The sequence below is a fragment of the Streptomyces sp. NPDC059850 genome (assembly GCF_042731515.1).
Lineage (GTDB): Bacteria > Actinomycetota > Actinomycetes > Streptomycetales > Streptomycetaceae > Streptomyces.
In genome coordinates this window covers 34,060-54,645 of the sequence record NZ_JBHWJI010000001.1, presented here as the reverse complement: position 1 = coordinate 54,645, position 20,586 = coordinate 34,060, and the positions used below count along the sequence as shown (strand labels likewise).

Sequence of the window (20,586 nt, the reverse complement as noted above, 5' to 3'; positions counted from 1 at the left end):
GGTCACTGCTCAATGGCACTTCCGTCGGCGATGCGGCGGAAGTGCCAACAGGGGTTACCTCACAGGGGCAGACCGACCGCGTCCGCCAGCATCCGCATCTCCGGCGTCAGCGTCCGCCGCCGCTCGACCACATCACCGAGGATGTCCCGCGCATAGCGCTGATTGGCCAGCCACTCAGGCGCATTGGTGTGTACGTCGGTCAGCACACCAACCGCCTCGCCGTACTGCCGCATCATGGTGTGCGCTTTGGCCACGTCCAGGCGATGCCGGTGGTACTCCGTACTCACCGACAGACCGCTGGGCATCTGAGGCGGCGCGGCACGGCCGAGCCGTGTCGGCTTCACCGCGCGCAGCACCTTGTCCGGCTCGTCCAGCACGATGTGCCGCTCGCATGCCTTGTACCGCACGGTCGTCGGGCCCCAGGTCGTCAGGCGCTCGGTGCCGCGGGGTAGCTCACGCCCCAGCAGCACGGAGACCGACTGCGCCAGGCGCATCGTGTCGTCCGCCTCGCCCCTCCTGTTATCGCGGAGGTTCGCGGCCGACGCCTGCATCAGTAGCCAACCCCACGCCGCCAGTTCCTCCGGCGTCGCCCGGCTCACCCTGGGCTCGACGTCGTCCGCCCACTTGGTGGCCAGCTCTCGGGACGCGGCGAGCTTCCCCTGTCGGACGAGGAGCCAGCTCCATGTGGCGATGATTCCGGCGGCGCGGAGCCGGTCCGGTGCGTCGTCCAGTGCGCGGCGGAGAGCGGTCTCCGCCGCGCTGTACTGGCGTGCTTGGGTGAGCACGCTGCCCGCGATCTGTAGCAGGTGGGACCGTACGTCCCGGGCGTCGGCGGAGTCGCCGAGTGCGTCAGCATCCCGCAGCAGCGGCGCGAGCAGGCCGGTCAACTCGGTGAGGTGGTTGGCGAAATACGCCTTCCGTACGGCGGGCAGCAGCTCGCGGACGCCCTCCACCGTGGGGGCCTCGCCCGTACGGCTGGCCGCGACCTGGACTGCGGCCCGCAGGGGGCGCCACTCCTCCGCGGCCTCGCCGTCGGTCTCTTCGTCGTCGCGGTCCAGGAGAGCGCTCGTGGGGATGCGCAGCGCGACGGCAAGATCGTGTGCCGTCTCCATGCGGGTGTCGGTGATTTCGCCCTGCTCCAGCTTGCGGATGAGGGAGAGCGATACGCCGGAGGCGGCAGCCAGCTCTCGCTGGTTCAGGCCGCGGCGCTTGCGGATCTTGCGGAGCTGGGCGCCAAGGTGAGTGTCGTCGGGCATTCTGAACTCCGTTCTGAACTCGACACTCAGACGGTACTCCTGGCGCTGCCGGGGTTGCAGCGATCGGCCCCGGAGCGCCCGTCAGGGGCCTTCGTGCTGTATGGGGCGTGACGTCGTGCCCCTCGCCCGGTCTGCAGGGCCGGGCGAGGGGCAAGACGCCAGCGAAGGCCGCGAAATCTTCACGCCCAGAGGGTCAGAGACGCCGCCGGTACGGCGTCCGTATAGCAGGCCTCCCCGGCCCCGAGGGCGGCTCTGGCTGAGGCTGCTGCGCGCCATCACGCCGACACATCAGCGCAATCAGCAGCAGGCGGCTGCAACGAGTCCCGCTCGGGCAGGTCCGGCCGTCCGCCCCATCGGCTCCGTCCCCGCCGTCCCGCCCATCCCCGCGTGCGCGGGGACCACGGCCGTTCATCCTCGGCGGCGCCATGCTCATCGGGAACAACCCCGCGTGCGCGGGGACCACCAGTAGGCCTTGATCCGGTCGAAGGGGATGTTGGGAACAACCCCGCGTGCGCGGGGACCACTGGCGCACGATCAAGAAGCACATGCACGAGCCGGGAACAACCCCGCGTGCGCGGGGACCACCGGGCCCGCACCATCGGCGCCACGCTCAGCCTGGGAACAACCCCGCGTGCGCGGGGACCACGCCGGGGGTCCTCGGTGGCGAGCAGATGGTGAGGGAACAACCCCGCGTGCGCGGGGACCACAGGAGCTGACCTGGGGCTCTATCCCGCCGAGTGCTTGATTTCAATCACTTCTCTAGAAACCGTCAAAGCGGTCTTTCCTCTCCAAAAGGGCGAACTGCTCACCGCTACCCCGGCGATCTTGGTGCCACGATCTCGTTCTGATTATCAGGGAAGCGGTCGCGTCGGTTTTGCTCTTCCGTCTCAATGGGGCGTCCGTCGGTTCGAGCTGCGGCGCTGGAGGTGCATCGGCGGGTGAGAGGTCAGCCAGCTGAACGCCGTAGCCGAGGCCGGGGTTCGGGGATGATGAAATCCTCGGGCTCGCCGAAGTTCGGGCGGGTTTGGGTCGAGGAGTCTGCTTGGGTTAGCCCGTCGTTGGAGCTGGGTTATGGCGCGCTGTTCCAGCGGTTGCACTGTCAGGGAGTCGAGAGGTGCCCGTTTACGTTCCCGCCGAGGAGAGGGTGTCGGTAGGGCCACCCCGCATCCGGTGTCCAGACCTACTGACGACAGGCGCCACGATCGGCAGGATTCATCTCGTCGGCAGTCGAGCCGACGAGGAAGACAACCGGGGGCACTCATGAACGAGACCTTTGCCAGACGCCTGACTGGCATCGCGGGCATCTCCGCTGCGGCCGCCATCATTGTCGAAGTGCCCCTGTACTTCATCTACTCGGGTCCGCCGCCGGACTGGAACGTCCTGACCAGGCTGCTGATCGGGATTGTCGCGCTCGCGTTCCTGATCGTGTTCGTGACGGCCTTCCGGGAACTGGTGAAGCGGGTGAGCCCCGGGTATGAGTGGGTGGGCTCGATGGCCTTCGCCACGGGAATGGTCTACGCGACGGTCACCCTGGTCTCCAGCGGGCTGGAAGCCGGTGCGGTCATCGCCACCGACCACCGGATCGATCCGACTATCGACGTCAGCGGCACGTACATCCTCTACGGGTCGATCTCCCGTCTCATGCTGGCGTTCTTCCTGGCCTCGGTGGGTTACGCCATCTCCCGCACGAACCTGCTCTCGCGGTGGGCCGGGCGGTCGGCGTACGTCCTGGCGGGGGTCAACTTGGCGTTCGTGCCGTCTCTGTTCTTCGGCAACACCCCCGCGAACTTCTACGCGGCGAACGGCTGGGGCACCACTGCCCTGATGGGGGCGATCTTCAGCTACTGGCTGCTGGCCGTGGGTATCTCCACCTATCGCAGCGCCACGCGCCTCGCTGTGACCGGATCGCCGGTGCTGCAGAACTGAGCTACGACGGAAGGAAGTTGCGGTGCCCGCCTCTTGGTCGGGCACCGCAACAGGCGCGTGTGGGCTGGGAGCGGTCGTGATGGCGCGCTCGTACGTCTGTGGCGGTTCCGCAGGGGTCAACCCGGCGTGTGCGGGGACCACGTCTTGAGGACGTCGGCCGCGCTCCGGTACAGGGGACCAACCCCGCGTGTGCGGGGACCACATAGCGCTCATGTACATCAAGTACATGATGCCGGGACCAACCCCGCGTGTGCGGGGACCACGGTAGGTGTTGTCATTTCTCGGTCTTCCCCTCGGGACCAACCCCGCGTGTGCGGGGACCACCTGCATGGTCAACGGGACTGCTCTGACAGCCCGGGACCAACCCCGCGTGTGCGGGGACCACCCGTCAGAGGCCGGCCCAGGCCCCGAGGTGGGGGGACCAACCCCGCGTGTGCGGGGACCACGCAGGGGTACGCGGACTGGCTCGGTGCCCGGCGGGACCAACCCCGCGTGTGCGGGGACCACAGCACCAGCCGGTCGACGTCTTCCGCATGACAGGGACCAACCCCGCGTGTGCGGGGACCACGGCAGGACTGGCTCGCACTTCCACGGATGCCGGGGACCAACCCCGCGTGTGCGGGGACCACAGGAGGTGAGCTGGGGCTTTATGTGGGCGGTGACTTGGTTTTACTTACTTCTGCTGAGTCCGGCAAAGTGCACCTTTCTCGCATGTTGGTCAATTCAGCGCCCCTGCTCGGTGTAGGGCTCGGGCTCGTTCTGAGTATCCCGGATCGTCTCGGCCGATGTGTTTGTGGAGAGGGGGCTGGTGGTGGTTGGGGTGGAGGGGGTGAGCTGGGCGCGGGGGCGGTTAGTGGAACTCTTGGACTACTTGGATCTCGCCGACTATGTGGGCGTTGAAGTCGTCCAGGTCTTCGGCTGGGACCCAGAGTTCGAGGATGGTCTGCCCGCCCGCCTGTTGGACGGGGTAGCGGGTCAGGAAGTCGGATTCGACCTCCAAGCGGGTGACGTAGCCCGCTCCGTCGTGCTTGACGTTCCAGTCCCTCGCGATCTTGATCGCGTAGTCCTCGTTGAGCACCGGGTAGAAGATCGGCTGCTCGGGGAGGCGGGGTGGCCAGGCGCGCCAGTTCAGTTCGCGGACCAGGTCCAGCTCCTTGGGGCCGGTGGGGCGCCAGAGGGTTGTGGTCGCGGGGTGGCGGCTGGGCATGCGGGTCACTTCCGGTGGGGTGGGGGTGGTGCCGGGGAGCGATCGTACGTCTTCCTGCTGCTCGCGCTCGGGCCTACTCCTCGTCGTTCGGGAGCAGGTGCTGGGTGGGGGAGTCGGGGCGTAGGGGGAGGCGGTGGATGCCTTCCGGGGTGGCGATCAGGGCGTCGGGGACTTCGGATTCCAGGAAGCGGATGTGGCCGATGGTGCCGATGGTCGTCGTCCTGATGGCCAGCCAGGTGAGGAGGGTGCGCAGGGCGTCGAACTCGTCCGGGTGCACCTCCTGGCGTACGGTCAGCGCCCAGCCGCGCGGGCCGGGGAGCAGTTCGCCGACCAGGGCTCCGCCGATGCGGTGGGCCGGGCCCCTGGAGGAGAGGAGGGGGTACTCCTCCAGGGGGTCGGGCAGGGGGTCGGACGTCTCCAGGGCCTGGTCTCCGGCCTCGCCCAGGTGTCGGCGGATCAGGGCGAGGTCGGAGGCGGGCAGGGAGCCGGGGAGGTCCAGGGACAGCTGGAGTTCGAAGAGGTCGCTCACCTGGGAAGGGTATTCCCGGTGGCGGGACGGCGGTCCCTCGGTCAGCCCTGTTGGGTTGGGACTACCACCAGGTCCGCGATGTTCACATGGGGTGGGGCTGCCACGCCGAAGGCGATCGCTTCCGCTATGTCCTCGGGGGTTAGGGGGTGGAGGGTGGTGCGCATGCCAGCCAGAGTTGCTTGCATCTGCGGATCGCGCATGTCCTCGCCCAGTTCGGTGAGGGTTACGCCTGGCTCTACGTTCTTCACGCGCACATCGCGCGGGCCGAGTTCCGCGCGCAGGTTGCGGGTCAGGTGGGCCACGGCGGCCTTGGTGGCGGAGTAGACGGACCAGTTGGGATAGAGGAGGTGTCCGGCTACGGAGCCCACGTGGACCAGGTCCGCGGGGTGGCCCTCGGCGGCGGTGGCTATGAGGTCGTCGGTGAAGGTGCGGGCGGTGTGGAGGAGGGCGCGGAGGTTGGTGTCGAGCATGCGGTCCCATTCCTCGATGGCTGCCGTCTCGAAGGGGGCGCCGAGCATCACGCCCGCGTTGGCCACGACGAGGTCGACGCGGCCGAGGGCGGCGTGGATGGTGTCGGCGGCGGTGGCCAGGGCCTCGGGGACGGTCAGGTCCACGGCCAGGGGGAGGATCGTGCCGGGGGCGTCGCCGCGCAGCTCGTCGGCCAGGGACTTGAGGCGGTCCTCGCGGCGGCCCAGGATGGCGACCTGTGCTCCGTCGGCCACCAGACGGCGGGCGGTGGCGGCGCCGATTCCGCTGGTGGCGCCCGTGATCACCGCGGTTCGGTTGGACAGGGGGGTGTGGTGGTGAGTGGTCATGGGGTCAGGTTGCTGGTGGGCGCGGGGTGGCTCCAGGTTGTGATCCGTCTGGGTGGCGGCATCGTAGGAGTATCGCGGCCACCTTTCGGTGTCCCCGGCGGCGTAGCGTCGAAGGCATGGACAGCGAGAATCTGCTCGGGCAGTTCCTGCGGGCCCGCCGCGCGCTGCTGCGGCCCGAGGACGTCGGTCTGCCGCCCGGTGTGCGGCGCCGGGTGGCCGGGTTGCGGCGGGAAGAGGTGGCGATGCTCGCCGGGGTGAGCACCGACTACTACGTACGGCTGGAGCAGGGCCGGGAGCGGCATCCGTCGGCGCAGGTGGTCGACGCGCTGGCCCGGGTGCTGGGGCTGGAGGAGGACGCGGTGGCGCATCTGCATGAGCTGGCGCGCCCCGTACCCGCGCGGCGCCGGAAAGCCACGCGCGGGGAGCGGGTCAGCCCGGTGCTGGCGCGGATGATGGAGGGCTGGCACGGGACCCCGGCCGTGGTGCTGGGGCGCTGTCTGACCGTACTCGCGCACAACGCCCTGGGCCGGGCCCTGTTCGAGGGGCACACCTACAGCGGGGATCTGCTGCGGCTGGTGTTCCTCGATCCGGACGCGAGGGAGTTCTACCCGGAGTGGGAGCGGGTGGCCGTCAGCACGGTGGCCGGGTTGCGGGCGGCCGTCGGGACCGACTACGACGACCCCCAGCTGGTCGAGGCGGTCGGCGAACTGTCGTTGCGCAGCGAGGAGTTCCGGCGGTTGTGGGCCCGCCACGACATCCGTCGGAAGGCGCACGCGACCAAGCGTTTCCGGCACCCCGTGGTCGGCGAGCTGACGCTGGACTACGAGTCGCTGACGGTGAACGGCGCCCCGGGGCAGCAGCTGGTCGTCTACCAGGCCGCCCCGGGCAGTCCCTCCGAACACGCGCTGTCGATGCTCGGGAGTCTCGCCGCCGACTCCGTGGCAAGAACCCCTATCCCCGAGGGGCGCTCCGACCGGACGTCACCGCTTCCACGAACTCCGCCGGGGGCAGATAGGAGTGCGCGGTGACGTAGTGGTGGATGAGGTTGGGGGCGATCAGCCAGCGGCCGTCCCCGTCCACGACCCGCACCTCGGCATTGCCGAGGACGACTTCCTGGGTGCCGACCACGATGCTCACCGGATATCCGGGATCCTGCTGGTGCGGAAGCTGGCAGGGGAACAGGCCGCGCATGGCGTTACGGGAATCGTCCCGGCACAGCAGTGCCAGCGACTGGACGAATTCCGCCGGTGCCTCGCCGCGCGGGAATTCGGAATCCTTCTCCAGCCAGCCGACGTTGACCGCCTCGACCCCGTACGGGACGGTCCCGGGGCTGTATGCGTACGGGGAGCCGTCCTCGTAGCGTGTCACGGCAATTCCTCTCTCAATCCGTGCGGAGGCTCAATCCATCAGGGATCGGCAAGCGGCCCAGTGTACGCGGCCCATGTTGGGTTGGAGCAGATGGGAAAGGGGTGTCGCTTTGTCCACGGTGACGGGGGCGCCCTCGATATTCAGGCCCTTGGGCGGGAAAAGGGTGTAATCCGGTAGGTGTTCGCCGGGCCCGTAGACCCGTACCGGGGTGGGATTTCCGGTCTCGATCTTATTGCCCAGGGCGTCCGAGATGGTTTCGCCGTGCCTGCTGTAGAGGGCGACATGGGTTCCCTCGGGCACGGTGGTCAGCACGCCGTCCTTGGCGGAGATGCCGCCGTGGCCGCTGAGCACCACCTCGCTGTCGGGGCGGCCGAACGGCCCGGGGCTGGGGCCGAAGCTGCCCTGTGGGGACTGTTCGTGGGGGAACTTGGGGTTCAGGCCCAGCGGGTCGACCGCCGCGTGCGGGTTGGTGACGTACGCGGCGGGGTTGGGGGCGGCCTCCAGGCCCAGCGGGTCCGGGGTGGCGTAGCGGGCCGTCTCCGGGTCGTAGTACCGGTGGTGGTTGTAGTGGAGGCCGGTCTCGGGGTCGTAGTACTGGCCGGGGAAGCGCAGCGGGGTGTACGCGGTGCTGTTCCGGGACCAGGTGGTGGTGCCCCAGAGGGTGGCGCGGGTGCGCCAGGCGATCTCGCCGGATTCGTCGACGAGTTCGCTGGGGGTGCCCACCAGGTCGGTGACGATGCCGAAGAAGCGCCGGTCGATCTCGGCCTGGCTGGTGGCGTCGGTGATGCGCTCGGTCTGTGCCACCGGGCGCAGGCCCTCGTGGTCCCAGGTGAGCGTGACCGGGTCGGGCAGCCCGGGGGCGGTGGCGGTCTGCTCCACGAGGGTGTCGCCGTCCCAGGTGAAGTCCACCCGCTCCACGGCGGACACGTCGTCCACGGCGGACACGCCGTCCACGGCGGACTTGCCGTCCACGGTGGACACATCGTCCACCGCGGAGGCGCCGTCGTCGCCGAGGCGCAGCTTGGCGAGGCGGCGGCCGAGGGGGTCGTAGAGGTAGCGCCAGACGGTGCCGTCGGGGGTGGTGACGGAGGTCAGCCGGTCCTCGGCGTTCCAGGTGTAGCGCCAGGTGGCGGGCTTCTTGGACAGCCGGTTCTTCTGGCGGAGGGTGACGCGGCCCGCCGCGTCGTGCTCGTAGCGGACCCGGCCCGCGCGGGCGATCCGGGTGCCCCGGTATTCGCGCGGGCCCGTCGCGTCGGCGCCGGGGAGCTGGTCGGGCCAGGAGGCGTGGGTTTGGTTGCCCGCCTCGTCGTACGCGTAGGTCTCGGTCCAGTTCTTGGCGTGGACGGCGGTGACGCGCCCGGCGGCGTCCACGTCGAAGTGGCGGGAGCCGCCGAGCCGGTCGTCGAGGCCGACCAGGTGGCCATCGGCGCGGTAGGTGTAGGCGCGGTGCTGGAGGGGCCGGGCGGCGGGGCCGGTGACGGTCTGCTCGGCCAGTCGGCCCGCCGGGTCCCAGACCTGGGCGATGGTGAGGCCATTGCCATTGCCATTGCCGACGCCATCGCCATCGCCGACGCCGACCCCGACGCGGCGGCCGGTCTCCCGGCCGAGGGCGTCGCGGTCGAAGGCCAGGGTGTGGCCGCAGGTGGTCAGCTCGGTGCGGTGGCCCGCCGCGTCGTAACGGAACGTGGACGTGGCGCCGGAGGGGGTGGTCCGCCCGGTGCGCCGCCCGAGCGCGTCGTACGTGTGGGTGAGGGTGCGGCCGCCGACCAGCTCGGAGGTGAGGCGGCCCGCCCTGTCCCGCCGGAACACGGCCTCGCCGTCCGGGCCGAAGGCCGTGGCCAGCCGTCCGACCGGGTCGTAGGAGTACGTGGTGATCTGGCCTGCGGCGTCCTTGCGGACGATCCGGCCGGTGGCGTCGCGTTCGAAGGAGACCGTCTCGCCGAGCGGGTTGGTACGGGAGGCCAGCTTGCCGGAGGCGTCGTACGCGTACGTGAGGACCCGGCCGTCGAAGTCCGACTCGGTGAGCGGGCGGCCCGCCGGGTCGTAGGTGTAACTCCAGGTGAGACCCTGCGGGTTGGTGACCTGGGTGAGGCGCAGTTCCTTGTCGTGGGTGAACGTGTAGCGGGCGCCGTCCGGGCCGGTCTGGGCGGCCAGCTGGTCGAAGTGACCGTACTCGAAGGAGGTCACGCCGCCGTTCGCGTCCACATGGGCCGTGCAGTTGCCCTCGCCGTCGTAGGTCCAGCGCTGTTCGGCGCCGTCCGGGGCGGTGTGCCGGGCGAGCTTGCCCTCGGTCGTCCACTCCAGGCGGGTGGTCGCGCCGAGCGGGTCGACCAGGGTGGTGGGCCGCCCGAAGGCGTCCCGGTGGTACGTGGTGACGGCGCCCAGCGGATCGGTGATCTCGACCGGCAGCCCGGCCGCGTCGCAGCGCACCCGGGTGGTGGCGCCGAGCGCGTTGGTGATCGCGGAGAGATGGCCGCGTTCGTCGTAGGTGTGGTGGGTGGTGTGCCCGGTGGGGTCGGTGAGGGCGGTGGGGTTGCCGCGTTCGTCGTACGCGTGGCGCCAGATCGCGCCGTCCGCCTCGGCGATCTCCAGCGGGAGGCCGAGGTCGTTGTACGTCGAGGTCGACACGAACCCGGCGGCGTCGGTGACCCGGGTGCAACGGCCCTGGTCGTCGTAGGCGAACCGGACGGTCCGGCCGAGCGGGTCGGTACGGGACAGCACCTTGCCGAAACGATCCTGCTCGGTGCGGACCGTATTCCCCGAGCCATCCGTCACGGCCACGATCTGGGACCGCTCGTTCACCACGTAGCGGCTGGTGTTCCCCTCGGCGGAGGTGACCGTGGTGACCCGGTGGCCGGTGTGCGGGTCGGGGGCGCCGTAGTGGAGGCGGGCCGCGAGGTGGCCCTCGGTGCCGCCCTCGGCGATCACCCGGTCGCGGTTGTCGTAGACGTAGTCGTAGGCGTGGCCGTTGGTGTCCGTCCACGCGATGATCCGGCGCTCGTCGTCGTAGTCGAACCGCATCGGGCGGCCGGAGGATTTGACGACCTCGGTGAGATCGCCGTCCGTGTAGCCGTACCGCACCAGCTCCAGGTCCGAGCCGTCCGAGCCGTCCGAGCCGTCCGAGCCGTCTGGGGCGTCCGAGCCGTCTGGGGCGGCGGCGCCCGCCAGGTGGAGGGCGGTGATCCGGCCGTCCCGGGTGGTCAGCTTCAGGTGGTAGCCGCCGTCGTGGACGATGGCGGACGGGGCGCCGTCCGCGCCGTACTCGAACGTCAGCCGGTGGCCGTTGCGGTCGCCGATCTCCGCGATCGGCGCGTCGCCGTCGCCGCCGTCCGCCGGGCCGGTGAAGTACCGGACGTGGCCGGTGTCCGGGTCGGTGATGGTGAAGTCGCCCTCGGCGTTGCGCTCCAGCGGCCAGCGCGGGCCCGCCTTCGGCAGCGTCGGGACGCCGGGCGCGGGATGCGGATAGTCCAGCAGCATCCCGTCCTGCTGGACGAAGACGACGCCCCTGGCGCCGATCTCCAGCCGCTGATCGGCGGTGCACGCCCACGTCGGGCCGAACCAGCGGCCCGCGCGGTAGCCGGACGTCCCCTGCCGGGTGAAGTTCAGCGGCAGCAGACCCGGCAGCGACACATCCGTCTGCGGCAGATACATGCGGCCGGTGGCCAGGTCCACCGGGTCGGTGGGTCCTGGGGTCTTGGTGCCGTTCGGGATGGAGTGCGGCGAGTGGCCGTCCTTGGCGAGGTGCGCGAGCCCGGACTCCACCTTGTTCGCGGTGGTGACGGTCTTGGCGGCGGTCGCGGCGCCCTTGGCCGCGCCGAGCCCCTTGGTGCCGATCAGCTCGGGGAGGAGCCGTCCGATGCCCTCCGCCGGGTCCTTGGTGAAGGAGTCGTACATCCCCTTCAGCGCGCCGCCCGGGTTGTTGGCCATCTGGACCAGACCGGCGGCGGTGTTGTTCAGGTTGGTGACGTACTCGGCGGGGTGGGTGAGGTTGTACGGGTCGAGCGCGTTCACCTGGCGGGCGAAGTTCACGACGCCCGCCGTGCCCTTGATGACACCGCCCGCGAGGTGCGAGGCGTCCAGCTTCAGCCCCTCGACGCCGTCCGACACCTGCTCGCTGTACGACGGCTTCGCGGGCGCCTCGTCCCGGGCCGTCTCCACCGCCTTCTTGGCCGCGTCGTGCGCCTCGTTGCGCTGCCGCCGGGCCTCTTTGAGGATGTCCTCCGCCGCCTTGATGCCCTCGGCGCCCGGGTCGTGGAACGTGCCGGGCTTGTCCGGCAGCGTGCTCGGATCGCGGTCCTCGGCGGGCAGGAGGTTGTACTTCGTGGCGGCCGTGTTGTACGCGTCCACCTTGCCGTTGTGCGCGGAGCGGGCGTCGTCGGACGCCTTCTTCGCCGCCTTGTACTTGTCGATGGCCAGCTGCGCCTGCTGTTGCGCCCACTCGACCGTCCCGGCGAAGTGGCTCAGCGCGCCGCCCGCCTTCTCGCAGGCGTCGGCGGCCTTGTACCACTTCTTCGGCTCGACCGAGACCCTGCTGTAGAAGGCGTTGGCGAACACGCCCTTCATGAGCTGGTCGGGGTCGACGCCCTTGAGGCCACGGCCGACGTTGTTGAACGACTTCGCGAAGTCGGCCAGGTGCTCGGCCGTGGAACGCAGCTTGCTGGGGCTGCCGTGGACCAGCTTCTTGGGGTCGTCGGTCTGGTCGAGCTGCCACTCGTCGACGTCGGCGCCGAGCGCGTTGGCGGCGGAGGCGCTCTTATCGCGAACCCAGTCCGCGCCGCCCTCCCAGCCCGCGTCGTCCAGCCGGTCGGCGGTCCAGCTGCCCGCGCTCTCGATGCCGTCGCCGACGTCCTCGACGCGGTCCTCGACGAAGTTCTCGACCGGGTCGGGTATGAAGTCGCCGAGGCCCATCAGTGCTCGCCTCCGGTCGGCTGCTGCTGTTGTGCTTGAGCTTGTGCGCGTTCCTCGGGGGAGGGGCCGAAGGTGTCGTCCAGGGACTGGGCGAACTGCTGGTCGTCGACCCCGGCGATGTCGTTCGCCATTCCGGTCTGGAAGCCGCCCGCCCCCTCGGTCATCAGGCTGCGGCCGGTGTCCTTCCAGGTCTGGCCCATCTCGGTGCCCGCCTTGTCCCAGGACTCGGCGCTGTAATCGGGCGCGTCGGGCCGCAGGACGTCGCCCCAGCTCTGCTTGGCGATCTCGTCCTCGGTGGCGTGCGGATTGCCGGTGGGGGAGAGGGCGTTGACGGCCACCTTGAACGTGCCGCCCCAGTACTGGTCCTCCTCCCAGGAGGCGCCCGCCGAGATGCCCAGCCGGTTGGCGATCTCGTTGGCGTCCTGGATCAGCCCGCGGACGCCCCACTCCCAGCGGTCGCAGAACCCCTCGAAGGCGTCGGCCAGGCCGCCGCCACCGGCCTCCATCTTCGACAGCGTCATGTCGGTGAAGCCGCTGCCCTGGAGGGCGCCGGTGGAGCTGCCCACGTCCTTCAGCTCGCCGATGGCGCCGCGGAGGCCCTTGGTGATGAGGGCGACGGACTCTTGGGTGACTTTGAAGTCGGCGCCGCCGCTCATCGGTGGGCCGCGGTTTCGTTTTCGGTCCCGGCCTCGGGGAGGTCTACCGCGACCTCGTCCGGGACGATCCCCTGTACGGGCGGGAACATCATCGAGCCGTCCTCGTCCGCCACGTCCAGCGCGACCCCCGCCGGGCCGTCCATCGCGGGGACCAGCACATCCAGCAGCCGGGCGCCCAGTACGGTCGCGAACTCCCACTCCTGGCGGGCCGCGCCGCGGGCCTCGGCGAAGCGGGCCAGGGCGAATTCGTCCGTAAAGGCGTAGATCCAGTCGATTCCGCCGTATGTCGCCGTCATGAAGTCGTCGTCGACCAGCGGTACCAGTACGGCGGTGCGGCGGAACTCGCCCACCATCGCGGCCGGATCGCCCGATCCGGCCCGTACTGCCGCTATATGCTCCACCAGCTCCACTGTGGACCCCCGTGCTCTGTTTCCGATCGCGGTTACGTTAACCCAGGGGGCGGGGCGCCGGAACGGTGGTGGGGCTATCTCACAGGCTAGGCACCCACCGTGCCGTCGACTCCCTCGCGCAGGAAGTCGGCGTGGCCGTTGTGGCGGGCGTACTCCAGGAGTGCGTGGGTCATGACGAGCCGCAGCGACAGGTCCTTGCCCCAGCGCTCGCTGCGTACGTGCGCCACCTCGCGCTGCCAGGCGTCGAACGCCTCGGTTCTGGCGGACGTCGTCGCGTCGTGCGCCACCTGGTAATCGCGCTGGTCGGACCAGACGAGGGGGATGTTTTCGCGGTTCGCGACGATGCGGAACCAGGTGCGTTCTACTTCGGCCATGTGGCGGACGAGGCCGAGCAGCGAGAGTGTCGAGGGTGGCATCGACTGCTGCCGTAGCTCCTCATCGGAGAGGCCGTCGCATTTCATGGCGAGGGTGGCGCGGTGGAAGTCGAGAAAGCCGCGGAGGGTTTCGCGTTCGCGTGCGAGGAGGGGCGGGGCTGGGCGGTCGGTGGCTGTGGCGGCGGGTCCTCCCGGGGCGTTTGGAGCGTTGCGGGACCCTGGTACAACCGATTTCGCGCCCGGGGCGGCTGCGCCCCTGTCCCGGATGCGATGCACACCCACCGCACCTGTCCCGCCCAAGCTCGGACCGACCGACGAGCCGCCGAGGGTGAAGCGCCACGCCACCGAGGCCGCATCCGGGATAATCGGAACGAGGTCACGTCCCCACGGCGAACCTGTGCACGGAGTTCGGGTATTTTGCCCTTTTGGCTAGGAATGGTGGCTTTGTCGGATTGTGTGAAAGTGATGGAAACCGAGCACTCGGCTACATAAAGCCCCAGGTCAGCTCCTGTGGTCCCCGCACACGCGGGGTTGGTCCCAACCTGTCACCGGCACGGGCGGTCGGCAAGATGTGGTCCCCGCACACGCGGGGTTGGTCCCATAACGAAACTCGTTCACGAACAGAGGATCGTGTGGTCCCCGCACACGCGGGGTTGGTCCCCTCACCAAGACACAGGGCACGGGGAAGGGACAGTGGTCCCCGCACACGCGGGGTTGGTCCCCTCGCCCGGGCCGTCGAGACCGATCAGCTCGCGTGGTCCCCGCGCACGCGGGGTTGGTCCCGTCGGGGACCAGGGATGGGGGGTGGTCCTAGCGTGGTCCCCGCGCACGCGGGGTTGGTCCCCAGTCGTTCCCGGGCAGCGCCCCGGGGTCGGTGTGGTCCCCGCGCACGCGGGGTTGGTCCCAACCAGGGCCAGGGCCGCGATCGTGTCGGTGGGTGGTCCCCGCGCACGCGGGGTTGGTCCCACGTGGCTGACCAGGGGCGGCCACTACGGGCAGTGGTCCCCGCGCACGCGGGGTTGGTCCAGTTCCGCAGCGAAGCCCAGTACGCGGACGCCCGTGGTCCCCGCGCACCCGGGGTTGGTCCCGCAGTGGCGGCCGGGGCGCCCAAGCCGTGTTTGTGGTCCCCGCACACGCGGGGTTGGTCCCGCGCCACCGGCCAGATGCTGTACCTGGACGCGGTGGTCCCCGCACACGCGGGGTTGGTCCCCGCCATGGGCACCGGCAAGAAGGTCTGACGCCGTGGTCCCCGCGCACGCGGGGTTGGTCCCTGCAATGGGGCGAGTGCGGCCCCGTTGCAGCCGTGGTCCCCGCGCACGCGGGGCTGGTCCCTCCTCCCCGGTGGTGGATTCGACGTCCACGAGCGGCCGTCCCGCGACTCTGCCTTCGACCCCGAGACGGGCAACCGCTTCACGTAGGCTGGTGTGCCGGTGTGCGTGCATCCCGAGCGGGTTGGGCTTCCCGCTGCCGCGTACGCCACTGAGCAGCGGCCGCTGCCCTGGGAGGTGCCCCCGCCGGTCGACCCGGACGAGGTGGTGGTGTGGGTGCGGGATGCGCTGACCGCAGCACCGCCGGACGCCTGCGGCGGAGTGATCGACCAGGCGATGAGCATCCTCCGGGCCTCCGATCCGGCGATGGACGTCACGGCGGTGCTGCGGGCCGCGCTCAACTAAGCGAGGACCGGCCCGCCCGGTTTATCGGGCCGCAGGGGCGAGGCCGCCCGCACCGCGTCGTGCAGGTCATTCCCGGCGGTGCACCGGTGGCCGTCCCGGCAGTCGGCGCAGTCCATGGCGTGGTCGAGGAACTGGCTCCAGGCCGTCGACTCGGGCTCCGGAGCGGTGGGCTCGGCGCCGCAGACGGGCGCGGGCGGCTGCTTGGGCGCCGTCATTTCTGCCGCCTGACGGGCTCGTTGCGGTCGAGGAGACGGCGGCTGCAGTCGAACGGGTCGCGCTGCTTCGGGAACGTGGGCGCGCAGCCGGGGCAGGCGTAGACCGTGCCGCCGCCACCGCTCCCGCCGTAACCGATCGCGACAACGACCGGCTGCCTGGTGGTCTTCTGGCAGCGGGCGCAGATCTGGGGCATCACCGGGCCGTCGCCTCCTCGGCGGGCTCGGCGAGTGCTCGGGCCAGGGCCAGGCGCAGCCGGTGCGGATCGGTCAGGTACCGGCCGTCGCTCGCCGGGGTCCGCCAGTGCAGGCGCGGGCCTTGCGTCCAGGTAGCGGGCGGTACGCCGACGTAGGTGACCTCGGCGCCATGTGCGCCGAGGGCGTGGATGCCGTGGTGGAGACGCTCCCAGTGTTGGGCGTGGCCCGAGGGGATGAACCAGTACATGAGGCCGTAGTCCGCGATGACGGCGCCGGAGGTGTCGCCGAGCAGTTCGAGGGCGCGTTCCCCTAAGTCCGCGGGGGCTCGGACGATGTCCCAGTGCGGCCCGACTTTGATCATCTCAACTTCGGTGCCTGCTGGCGGTGCCCATTGGTCGGCTCGGGCTCGGGTCGTCATGGTTCGGCTCCGTGTACGGACGGTGTGCTGACCGTCACAGCGTGCCGAACTTCGAGGCCGTCAGTGTTCCCGGATACGGAACAATGGCGCCCCTCGCGGCTGCTACATGCCGACCCACGCGGCCAACGAGGACAGGGACTCAGGCGCCCGCCGCTGACGGCGCACCAGGACGCCGATGGTCTCCCGCATCAGCGGGTGATACCGGGCCTGCTGCGGAGCGGCCTTACGCGCCCGGAGCAAGAAGCGCTCGGCGGGCTCCGTTTTCCCCATCTGCGCGTAGGCACGGGCCATCTCGATGTAGTACCGACCGACACGCATCCGCGGATGCGTGTCCGGGAAGTGCAACTTCTTGGACAGCTTCACCGCCTCGCCCAGCTCGCCCAGCTCCACGTTCGTCGCGACATCGAAGTGCTGCACGTTGGTCAGACCAAACGACGACCAGTAGACGTCCGGGACGTCCCGGCCGATCTTCTTGGCCGTTTCACGGGCGAGTCCCATGAATCCGGCGACGGAGTCAGCGTCGCGCGCCTGAGCAGCCGCGATGGCTGACGCGAGATGCAGGCTCCCGGCCACCGCCAGGGCCTCCACAGACTTGGGCCGCTCGACCTGGTCGATGAGCCGGTGGCCGCGCGTGATGACCTGTAGCGACATCTGGTTGTTCCCTCGGCGGAGCAGCATGCTCGACCGCTTGTTCAGCCGGATGGCGAGCAGCAGCGGGTCCTGTGCCTGCTCCGCCATCCAGCCCATGCGCTCCAAAGCGATGGATGCCAGGTCGTGGTAGCCGACCCGGTAGGCGAACTCATAGGCGACCCAGTAGCACCAGCTCAACGACGAGGCCGCGCGCCGGTAGTCCTCGCCCGGCGATAGGAGGCTGACCGTCGTGGTGAGTTCGCCGAGCAGCCCGGGTAACTTCTGGCCGATGTCCTTGTACTCCGTGGCGGAGGCCCCATCACACAACGCACGTACGTCGCTCTCCACTTGGCCGATGGGCCTGGGGGTGATGTGGGGGTCCGGCCCAAGGTCGTACATGTCGAGAGCCTCGGACAGCGGGGAGATCAGGCGGTCGAGATGATCCTGCTGCAACTCGGACATGTACGGCTGGCCGTTGAGCACAGCGACGTCGACCTGGAGGACGCGCGCAACGGCGGCTACGACGGACGGCGTAGCTGGAGCCAGGCCCCGCTCAACCTTGGCGATGGTGCCTCGGGAGAGGAACGAACGTTGCGCGAGGGCAGTCTGGGTGAGCTGACGCAGTTTCCGGTAGTCCGCGATCCGCGCGCCGGTGTGCTCCTCAATGCTCGGTGGCATGCTGAACTCCGTTCTGACCTAGACACTCAGAACGGTACCCCCGGCTGCCTGGCGGGTGCGGTCGATCGGCCCCCATTCCGGTGGGGGCCGTCGCGCTTCCTTGACACGACGAAACGCCCTCTCGCCCGGCCCGGAGGCCAGACGAGGGATACGCGTGCTCGGTGCTACGAGGCAGGCCCGTAGCCCGTCAGCGCCCGCACGATGGCGGGCTCGGTGGTATCCGGGGGCCGGTACCCGGCGCCCGGAACTGGTGCGTACCGCTCTCGGGCGCGCCCAGGTGGGTGCGCGCTCTTCGCAGGCTGAGCACGACGAAGCCCTGCGGGCGCCGCTGACCTGCGGAAGGGTGGGGCAGGAAAATTGGAGTGAGGGGCGGGGTTACGGACGCATGACGAACCTGGGCATAGGGTTCAGTTGTTTTGCCCTTTTCGTGAGGAAGGGCGGGTTTGCCGGATGGTGTGAAAGTGATTGAAGCCGAGCACTCGGTTACATAAGGCCCCAGGCCAGCTCCTGTGGTCCCCGCGCACGCGGGGTTGGTCCTGGCGGGACACCGCCGTACTGGGTCACGGTGCCGTGGTCCCCGCGCACGCGGGGTTGGTCCCGACCCTCTGGGCTGGGAGGTGCCCCGAGACGGGTGGTCCCCGCGCACGCGGGGGTGGTTCCGGGCATGAGCACTCAGCGGCTGGCGTCGGTGTGGGTCAGCCGCGCGACCGGTATGAGCCCGTCCGTGCGCCACGGAAGCGAGGCACGGACGGGTCCAAAGCTTCTGCCGGGCCGGACTGATACGGACGCCGTGGGCGGCCTGCTGGACGATGGCGCGGAGGCCTCGTGCTCTGAACCCTGGGCGCCGCTGGCGGTCAGAGCGGCACTGCGGCGGGTGATCAGCGCCACGGGCGCTGAGCGGCCGGGCGGCGGAACCGGAACCGGCAATGACTATGCCGACGGCGCCCGATGGGCTCCGCCGACATAGCCTGCCTAGCCTTCAGCACGCCGATGACTCGCCGCGCCAGGAAGGGGCAGCCAGCCCTCAGGAGGCTGAAATACTGATGCGTGACGCCAAGAGAGCTACCGGCCTGAACCTTCGCGGGTGTTCTTGCTGCGCATGTCCGGCACCTTGTTGATGGCGAACGCGTACAATCCCCCGAGGGCGAATATTGCCAGATACTGAGCCCAGGCAACATCATCGAGCGCCCTGCTTGCCGCAATGAGCACCCCGGCCCAGAGGAGAGTAAATACAATCTTGGCCATCAGAGTTCCTTCCCCTCAGCCGAGCGAAGAGAGGCAGCCGGTGGCGCCGCCGACAACAGTCTTGGCCGCGACGTCCTTGGCCACGTCCTTGCTGACGTAGCGGCCGACGACCAGCGCCCCTGCCCCGACGATTGCCCCCTTGATCAGGCAGTTCTTAACGAGCTTCTCCATCTTGGTGTTGTGCATCAAGTATGCACAGTCGTCCTTGCTATCAGACATGATGCACATCGAACGAGCTTCTTCGATGGGGCTCACCATGGTGGACTGTGCCGCTGCGGGCCGCGGCTTCGACTCGGCGTATGCCACACCAGTGCCGCTGCCGAGAACTATGCCTCCCAGCATGACGGCCGACATTGCACCGGAGAGAGCGCTCTTCATAAATCCTCCCGTTTCAGCTTTCCCCCAGAGCGGCTTTGGTCAGAAGTCGCCCCGTGTTGGCCAATTACGAATGTACTAGCCGACTTCCTTATCGGGAACCCGATTGAGCGGATCTTGAGCTTGACGATTCCGTGAAGCTCTCGCGCGATATCCAATGTAGCCGTTTCGGTCAATTGATGACCCAATGTCCGACTATTCTCTGGCTATGGCGAGATGGTGCATGGCCGGACCGTCGCCCACTACCCCGAACCACTTCACCGGTGCCATCGCGAGCGGCTGGCGTTGGTGTAGGCCAGCGGCGCGACCGGTATGGGAGCCCGTCCGGGCGCCGCGGAAGCGACGTGCGGACGGGCCCAGAGCCTCTGCCGGGCCGGGCTGCTCAGTCCGGTAGTTGCCAGCGCGTGTTCTTCGGCCCGTCCAGCCGCAGTGTGTGTGCCCCGTCTGGGGCCACAGTGAGGCCGTAGCGTTCGTGGCCCGGTCGCCCGGTTTCCTGCCAATGGGTCAGCAGCGGCTCCCGCTCGGTCCACAGATCTCGGGGGCCGCCGTGGTCGAGCCGAGCGGTGCGGGCCCCGGTCATGGTGATGCGTGCCCATGAGGAGGTCCTCGGTTCGAAGAGGCAACGCATCTGCTGGCCGTCGTTCGTCAGGACGAAGTCGTCGACCTGAGGATGCAGCAGCGAGGCGAGGAATTGCGGTCCCGTTGCGTCCAGACTCGCGGGGATGGTGATCTCCCGGGTCTGGCCTGTCCAGGCCAGCAGTGGCTTCACGAGCCGCTGTGCGGTGGTGCCCATGGCATCAGGGGTGGGCCGGGCGGCCATGAAGGTCGCCAGGCCGGGGAGGAAACGGCCGTCGGCGGAGTGGTCGGCGGCGAGCGTGAGGCACGCGATGCCGCAGCCGACGTTGGCCACGATCATGCCGCCGGGGCGGAGTTGCTCCAGCCAGGGTGCCGGGATCCTGGGCACTCCGCACGTCGCCAGCAGCCGATCGTACGGAGCGCGCTCGGGGTGACCGGCCATCCCGTCCCCGGCGACGAGCGTGGGCTCGTACCCGGCCTGCCGCAGGCGGTCCCTGGCGGTGGCCACCAGCTTGGGGTCGACATCGATCGTCACGACGTGGTCGGCCCCGAGGCGGTGGGAGAGGAGCGCCGCGTTGTAGCCGGTGCCCGCGCCCACCTCCAGCACGGTGTCCCCGTCGCGCACGTCGAGGGCTTCGAGCATCCGCGCCATGAGGGACGGCTGTGTGGAGGAGCTGGTCGCGGTGCCGTCCTGGTCGAACTGTGTCAGGAGGGAGATGTCCTGGTACGCCGCGGTCAGCCACGCGGGGTCGCCCTGGCTGTACTCGTGGAGGACGCCTTGCGACCGGACGGTGAAGTGGGGGACGAACTCGTGGCGGGGGACGCTGAGGAAGGCGGCGCGCCACGGCTTGGACCGGATGCAGCCGGTGCTCACCAGGTGGTCGGCCATGTGGCGGCGCAGCTCGTCAGCGGCGGACGGTGCGTCGGTGATGGTCATGGGGTGGGCCTTTCCCGTAGGTCAGCGAGTGCTCGGGTGATGGGCGTGCGCAGGTCCGGGACGAACCCCCACTGGCCGTTGGGGTTGACGTCGACCAAGTGCCAGTCCCCTTGTGGGTTAACGAGGAAGTCCAGTGCGACGTATTGGAGCCCGAAGGCGTAGGTCAGCATGTGGACGCCTGCGGCGATGTGCTCG

At 69.6% G+C, this 20,586-nt stretch carries 18 protein-coding genes, 1 pseudogene and 4 CRISPR repeat arrays; of the genes and pseudogenes, 3 read left to right on the top strand and 16 right to left on the bottom strand.

Features of this window, described 5'->3' with window-relative positions; genetic code table 11:
- Positions 1–59 precede the first annotated feature (59 nt).
- Positions 60–1,256 (bottom strand): helix-turn-helix domain-containing protein, encoded by a 1,197-nt coding sequence (locus ACFV9T_RS00270; RefSeq protein WP_385435822.1) that lies wholly within the window; start codon positions 1,254–1,256, stop codon positions 60–62.
- Positions 1,257–1,629: 373 nt separating this feature from the next.
- Positions 1,630–1,963: direct repeats of the CRISPR family, unit length 29 nt; unit sequence GGGAACAACCCCGCGTGCGCGGGGACCAC.
- A gap of 553 nt (positions 1,964–2,516) precedes the next feature.
- Between ACFV9T_RS00270 and ACFV9T_RS00265 the strand changes: the two genes are divergently transcribed.
- A complete protein-coding gene (locus tag ACFV9T_RS00265; protein ID WP_385435821.1) occupies positions 2,517–3,182 on the top strand; it encodes a hypothetical protein in 666 nt (221 codons plus the stop codon).
- A gap of 112 nt (positions 3,183–3,294) precedes the next feature.
- Positions 3,295–3,811: direct repeats of the CRISPR family, unit length 29 nt; unit sequence GGGACCAACCCCGCGTGTGCGGGGACCAC.
- A 221-nt stretch (positions 3,812–4,032) separates the two neighbouring features.
- On the opposite strand, the gene ACFV9T_RS00260 is transcribed toward ACFV9T_RS00265, so the two are convergent.
- From ACFV9T_RS00260 to ACFV9T_RS00250, 3 genes are all read right to left on the bottom strand, one after another.
- Positions 4,033–4,389 (bottom strand): hypothetical protein, encoded by a 357-nt coding sequence (locus ACFV9T_RS00260; protein ID WP_385435820.1) that lies wholly within the window; start codon positions 4,387–4,389, stop codon positions 4,033–4,035.
- A gap of 73 nt (positions 4,390–4,462) precedes the next feature.
- Entirely contained in the window at positions 4,463–4,918 is a 456-nt protein-coding gene (locus ACFV9T_RS00255) for a hypothetical protein (RefSeq protein WP_385435819.1), read from the bottom strand.
- A 41-nt stretch (positions 4,919–4,959) separates the two neighbouring features.
- Positions 4,960–5,733 carry an SDR family oxidoreductase gene (locus ACFV9T_RS00250; RefSeq protein ID WP_385435818.1) on the bottom strand — a complete coding sequence of 258 codons (774 nt, stop codon included), beginning with the start codon at positions 5,731–5,733 and terminating at the stop codon, positions 4,960–4,962.
- 116 nt (positions 5,734–5,849) lie between these two features.
- Between ACFV9T_RS00250 and ACFV9T_RS00245 the strand changes: the two genes are divergently transcribed.
- Positions 5,850–6,761 (top strand): helix-turn-helix transcriptional regulator, encoded by a 912-nt coding sequence (locus tag ACFV9T_RS00245; protein ID WP_385435817.1) that lies wholly within the window; start codon positions 5,850–5,852, stop codon positions 6,759–6,761.
- On the opposite strand, the gene ACFV9T_RS00240 is transcribed toward ACFV9T_RS00245, so the two are convergent.
- The 5 genes and pseudogenes from ACFV9T_RS00240 to ACFV9T_RS00220 all read right to left on the bottom strand — a co-directional run.
- Positions 6,685–7,101 carry a hypothetical protein gene (locus ACFV9T_RS00240; RefSeq protein ID WP_385435816.1) on the bottom strand — a complete coding sequence of 139 codons (417 nt, stop codon included), beginning with the start codon at positions 7,099–7,101 and terminating at the stop codon, positions 6,685–6,687. The genes ACFV9T_RS00245 and ACFV9T_RS00240 overlap by 77 nt on opposite strands.
- 30 nt (positions 7,102–7,131) lie before the next feature.
- Positions 7,132–12,009 (bottom strand): putative T7SS-secreted protein, encoded by a 4,878-nt coding sequence (locus tag ACFV9T_RS00235; RefSeq protein ID WP_385435815.1) that lies wholly within the window; start codon positions 12,007–12,009, stop codon positions 7,132–7,134.
- Positions 12,009–12,665 carry a hypothetical protein gene (locus ACFV9T_RS00230; RefSeq protein WP_385435814.1) on the bottom strand — a complete coding sequence of 219 codons (657 nt, stop codon included), beginning with the start codon at positions 12,663–12,665 and terminating at the stop codon, positions 12,009–12,011. The genes ACFV9T_RS00235 and ACFV9T_RS00230 overlap by 1 nt, the downstream gene beginning before the upstream one ends.
- On the bottom strand, positions 12,662–13,075 hold the full coding sequence (locus ACFV9T_RS00225) for an SseB family protein (protein ID WP_385435813.1): 414 nt from the start codon (positions 13,073–13,075) through the stop codon (positions 12,662–12,664). The genes ACFV9T_RS00230 and ACFV9T_RS00225 overlap by 4 nt, the downstream gene beginning before the upstream one ends.
- Before the next feature lie 86 nt (positions 13,076–13,161).
- Positions 13,162–13,626, bottom strand: a pseudogene (locus ACFV9T_RS00220) (DinB family protein); the annotation flags it as partial.
- Between the two features lie 332 nt (positions 13,627–13,958).
- A CRISPR array of direct repeats spans positions 13,959–14,781; the repeat unit is 30 nt; unit sequence TGTGGTCCCCGCACACGCGGGGTTGGTCCC.
- Between the two features lie 98 nt (positions 14,782–14,879).
- On the opposite strand from ACFV9T_RS00220, the gene ACFV9T_RS00215 reads away from it, so the two are divergent.
- Positions 14,880–15,122, top strand: a complete 243-nt coding sequence (locus ACFV9T_RS00215) for a hypothetical protein (RefSeq protein WP_385435812.1) — start codon at positions 14,880–14,882, stop codon at positions 15,120–15,122.
- On the opposite strand, the gene ACFV9T_RS00210 is transcribed toward ACFV9T_RS00215, so the two are convergent.
- From ACFV9T_RS00210 to ACFV9T_RS00180, 7 genes are all read right to left on the bottom strand, one after another.
- Positions 15,119–15,337: a hypothetical protein gene (locus ACFV9T_RS00210; RefSeq protein WP_385435811.1), complete on the bottom strand. Its 219-nt coding sequence runs from the start codon at positions 15,335–15,337 to the stop codon at positions 15,119–15,121. The two genes, ACFV9T_RS00215 and ACFV9T_RS00210, sit on opposite strands and share 4 nt — an antisense overlap.
- Complete coding sequence (locus tag ACFV9T_RS00205) at positions 15,334–15,531, bottom strand: hypothetical protein (protein ID WP_385435810.1); 198 nt, start codon at positions 15,529–15,531, stop codon at positions 15,334–15,336. Before ACFV9T_RS00205 ends, ACFV9T_RS00210 begins: the two co-directional genes overlap by 4 nt.
- Positions 15,531–15,893 (bottom strand): hypothetical protein, encoded by a 363-nt coding sequence (locus ACFV9T_RS00200; RefSeq protein WP_385435809.1) that lies wholly within the window; start codon positions 15,891–15,893, stop codon positions 15,531–15,533. Before ACFV9T_RS00200 ends, ACFV9T_RS00205 begins: the two co-directional genes overlap by 1 nt.
- 159 nt (positions 15,894–16,052) lie before the next feature.
- Complete coding sequence (locus tag ACFV9T_RS00195) at positions 16,053–17,258, bottom strand: helix-turn-helix domain-containing protein (RefSeq protein ID WP_385435808.1); 1,206 nt, start codon at positions 17,256–17,258, stop codon at positions 16,053–16,055.
- 509 nt (positions 17,259–17,767) lie between these two features.
- Positions 17,768–17,920: a CRISPR direct-repeat array (repeat unit 21 nt; unit sequence GTGGTCCCCGCGCACGCGGGG).
- A gap of 400 nt (positions 17,921–18,320) precedes the next feature.
- The gene (locus ACFV9T_RS00190; protein ID WP_385435807.1) at positions 18,321–18,503 is read right to left on the bottom strand and encodes a hypothetical protein; all 183 of its coding nucleotides are present in this window, start codon (positions 18,501–18,503) and stop codon (positions 18,321–18,323) included.
- A gap of 15 nt (positions 18,504–18,518) precedes the next feature.
- Positions 18,519–18,881: a hypothetical protein gene (locus ACFV9T_RS00185; RefSeq protein ID WP_385435806.1), complete on the bottom strand. Its 363-nt coding sequence runs from the start codon at positions 18,879–18,881 to the stop codon at positions 18,519–18,521.
- Positions 18,882–19,260: 379 nt separating this feature from the next.
- On the bottom strand, positions 19,261–20,391 hold the full coding sequence (locus ACFV9T_RS00180; protein WP_385435805.1) for a methyltransferase domain-containing protein: 1,131 nt from the start codon (positions 20,389–20,391) through the stop codon (positions 19,261–19,263).
- Positions 20,392–20,586: the final 195 nt, after the last annotated feature.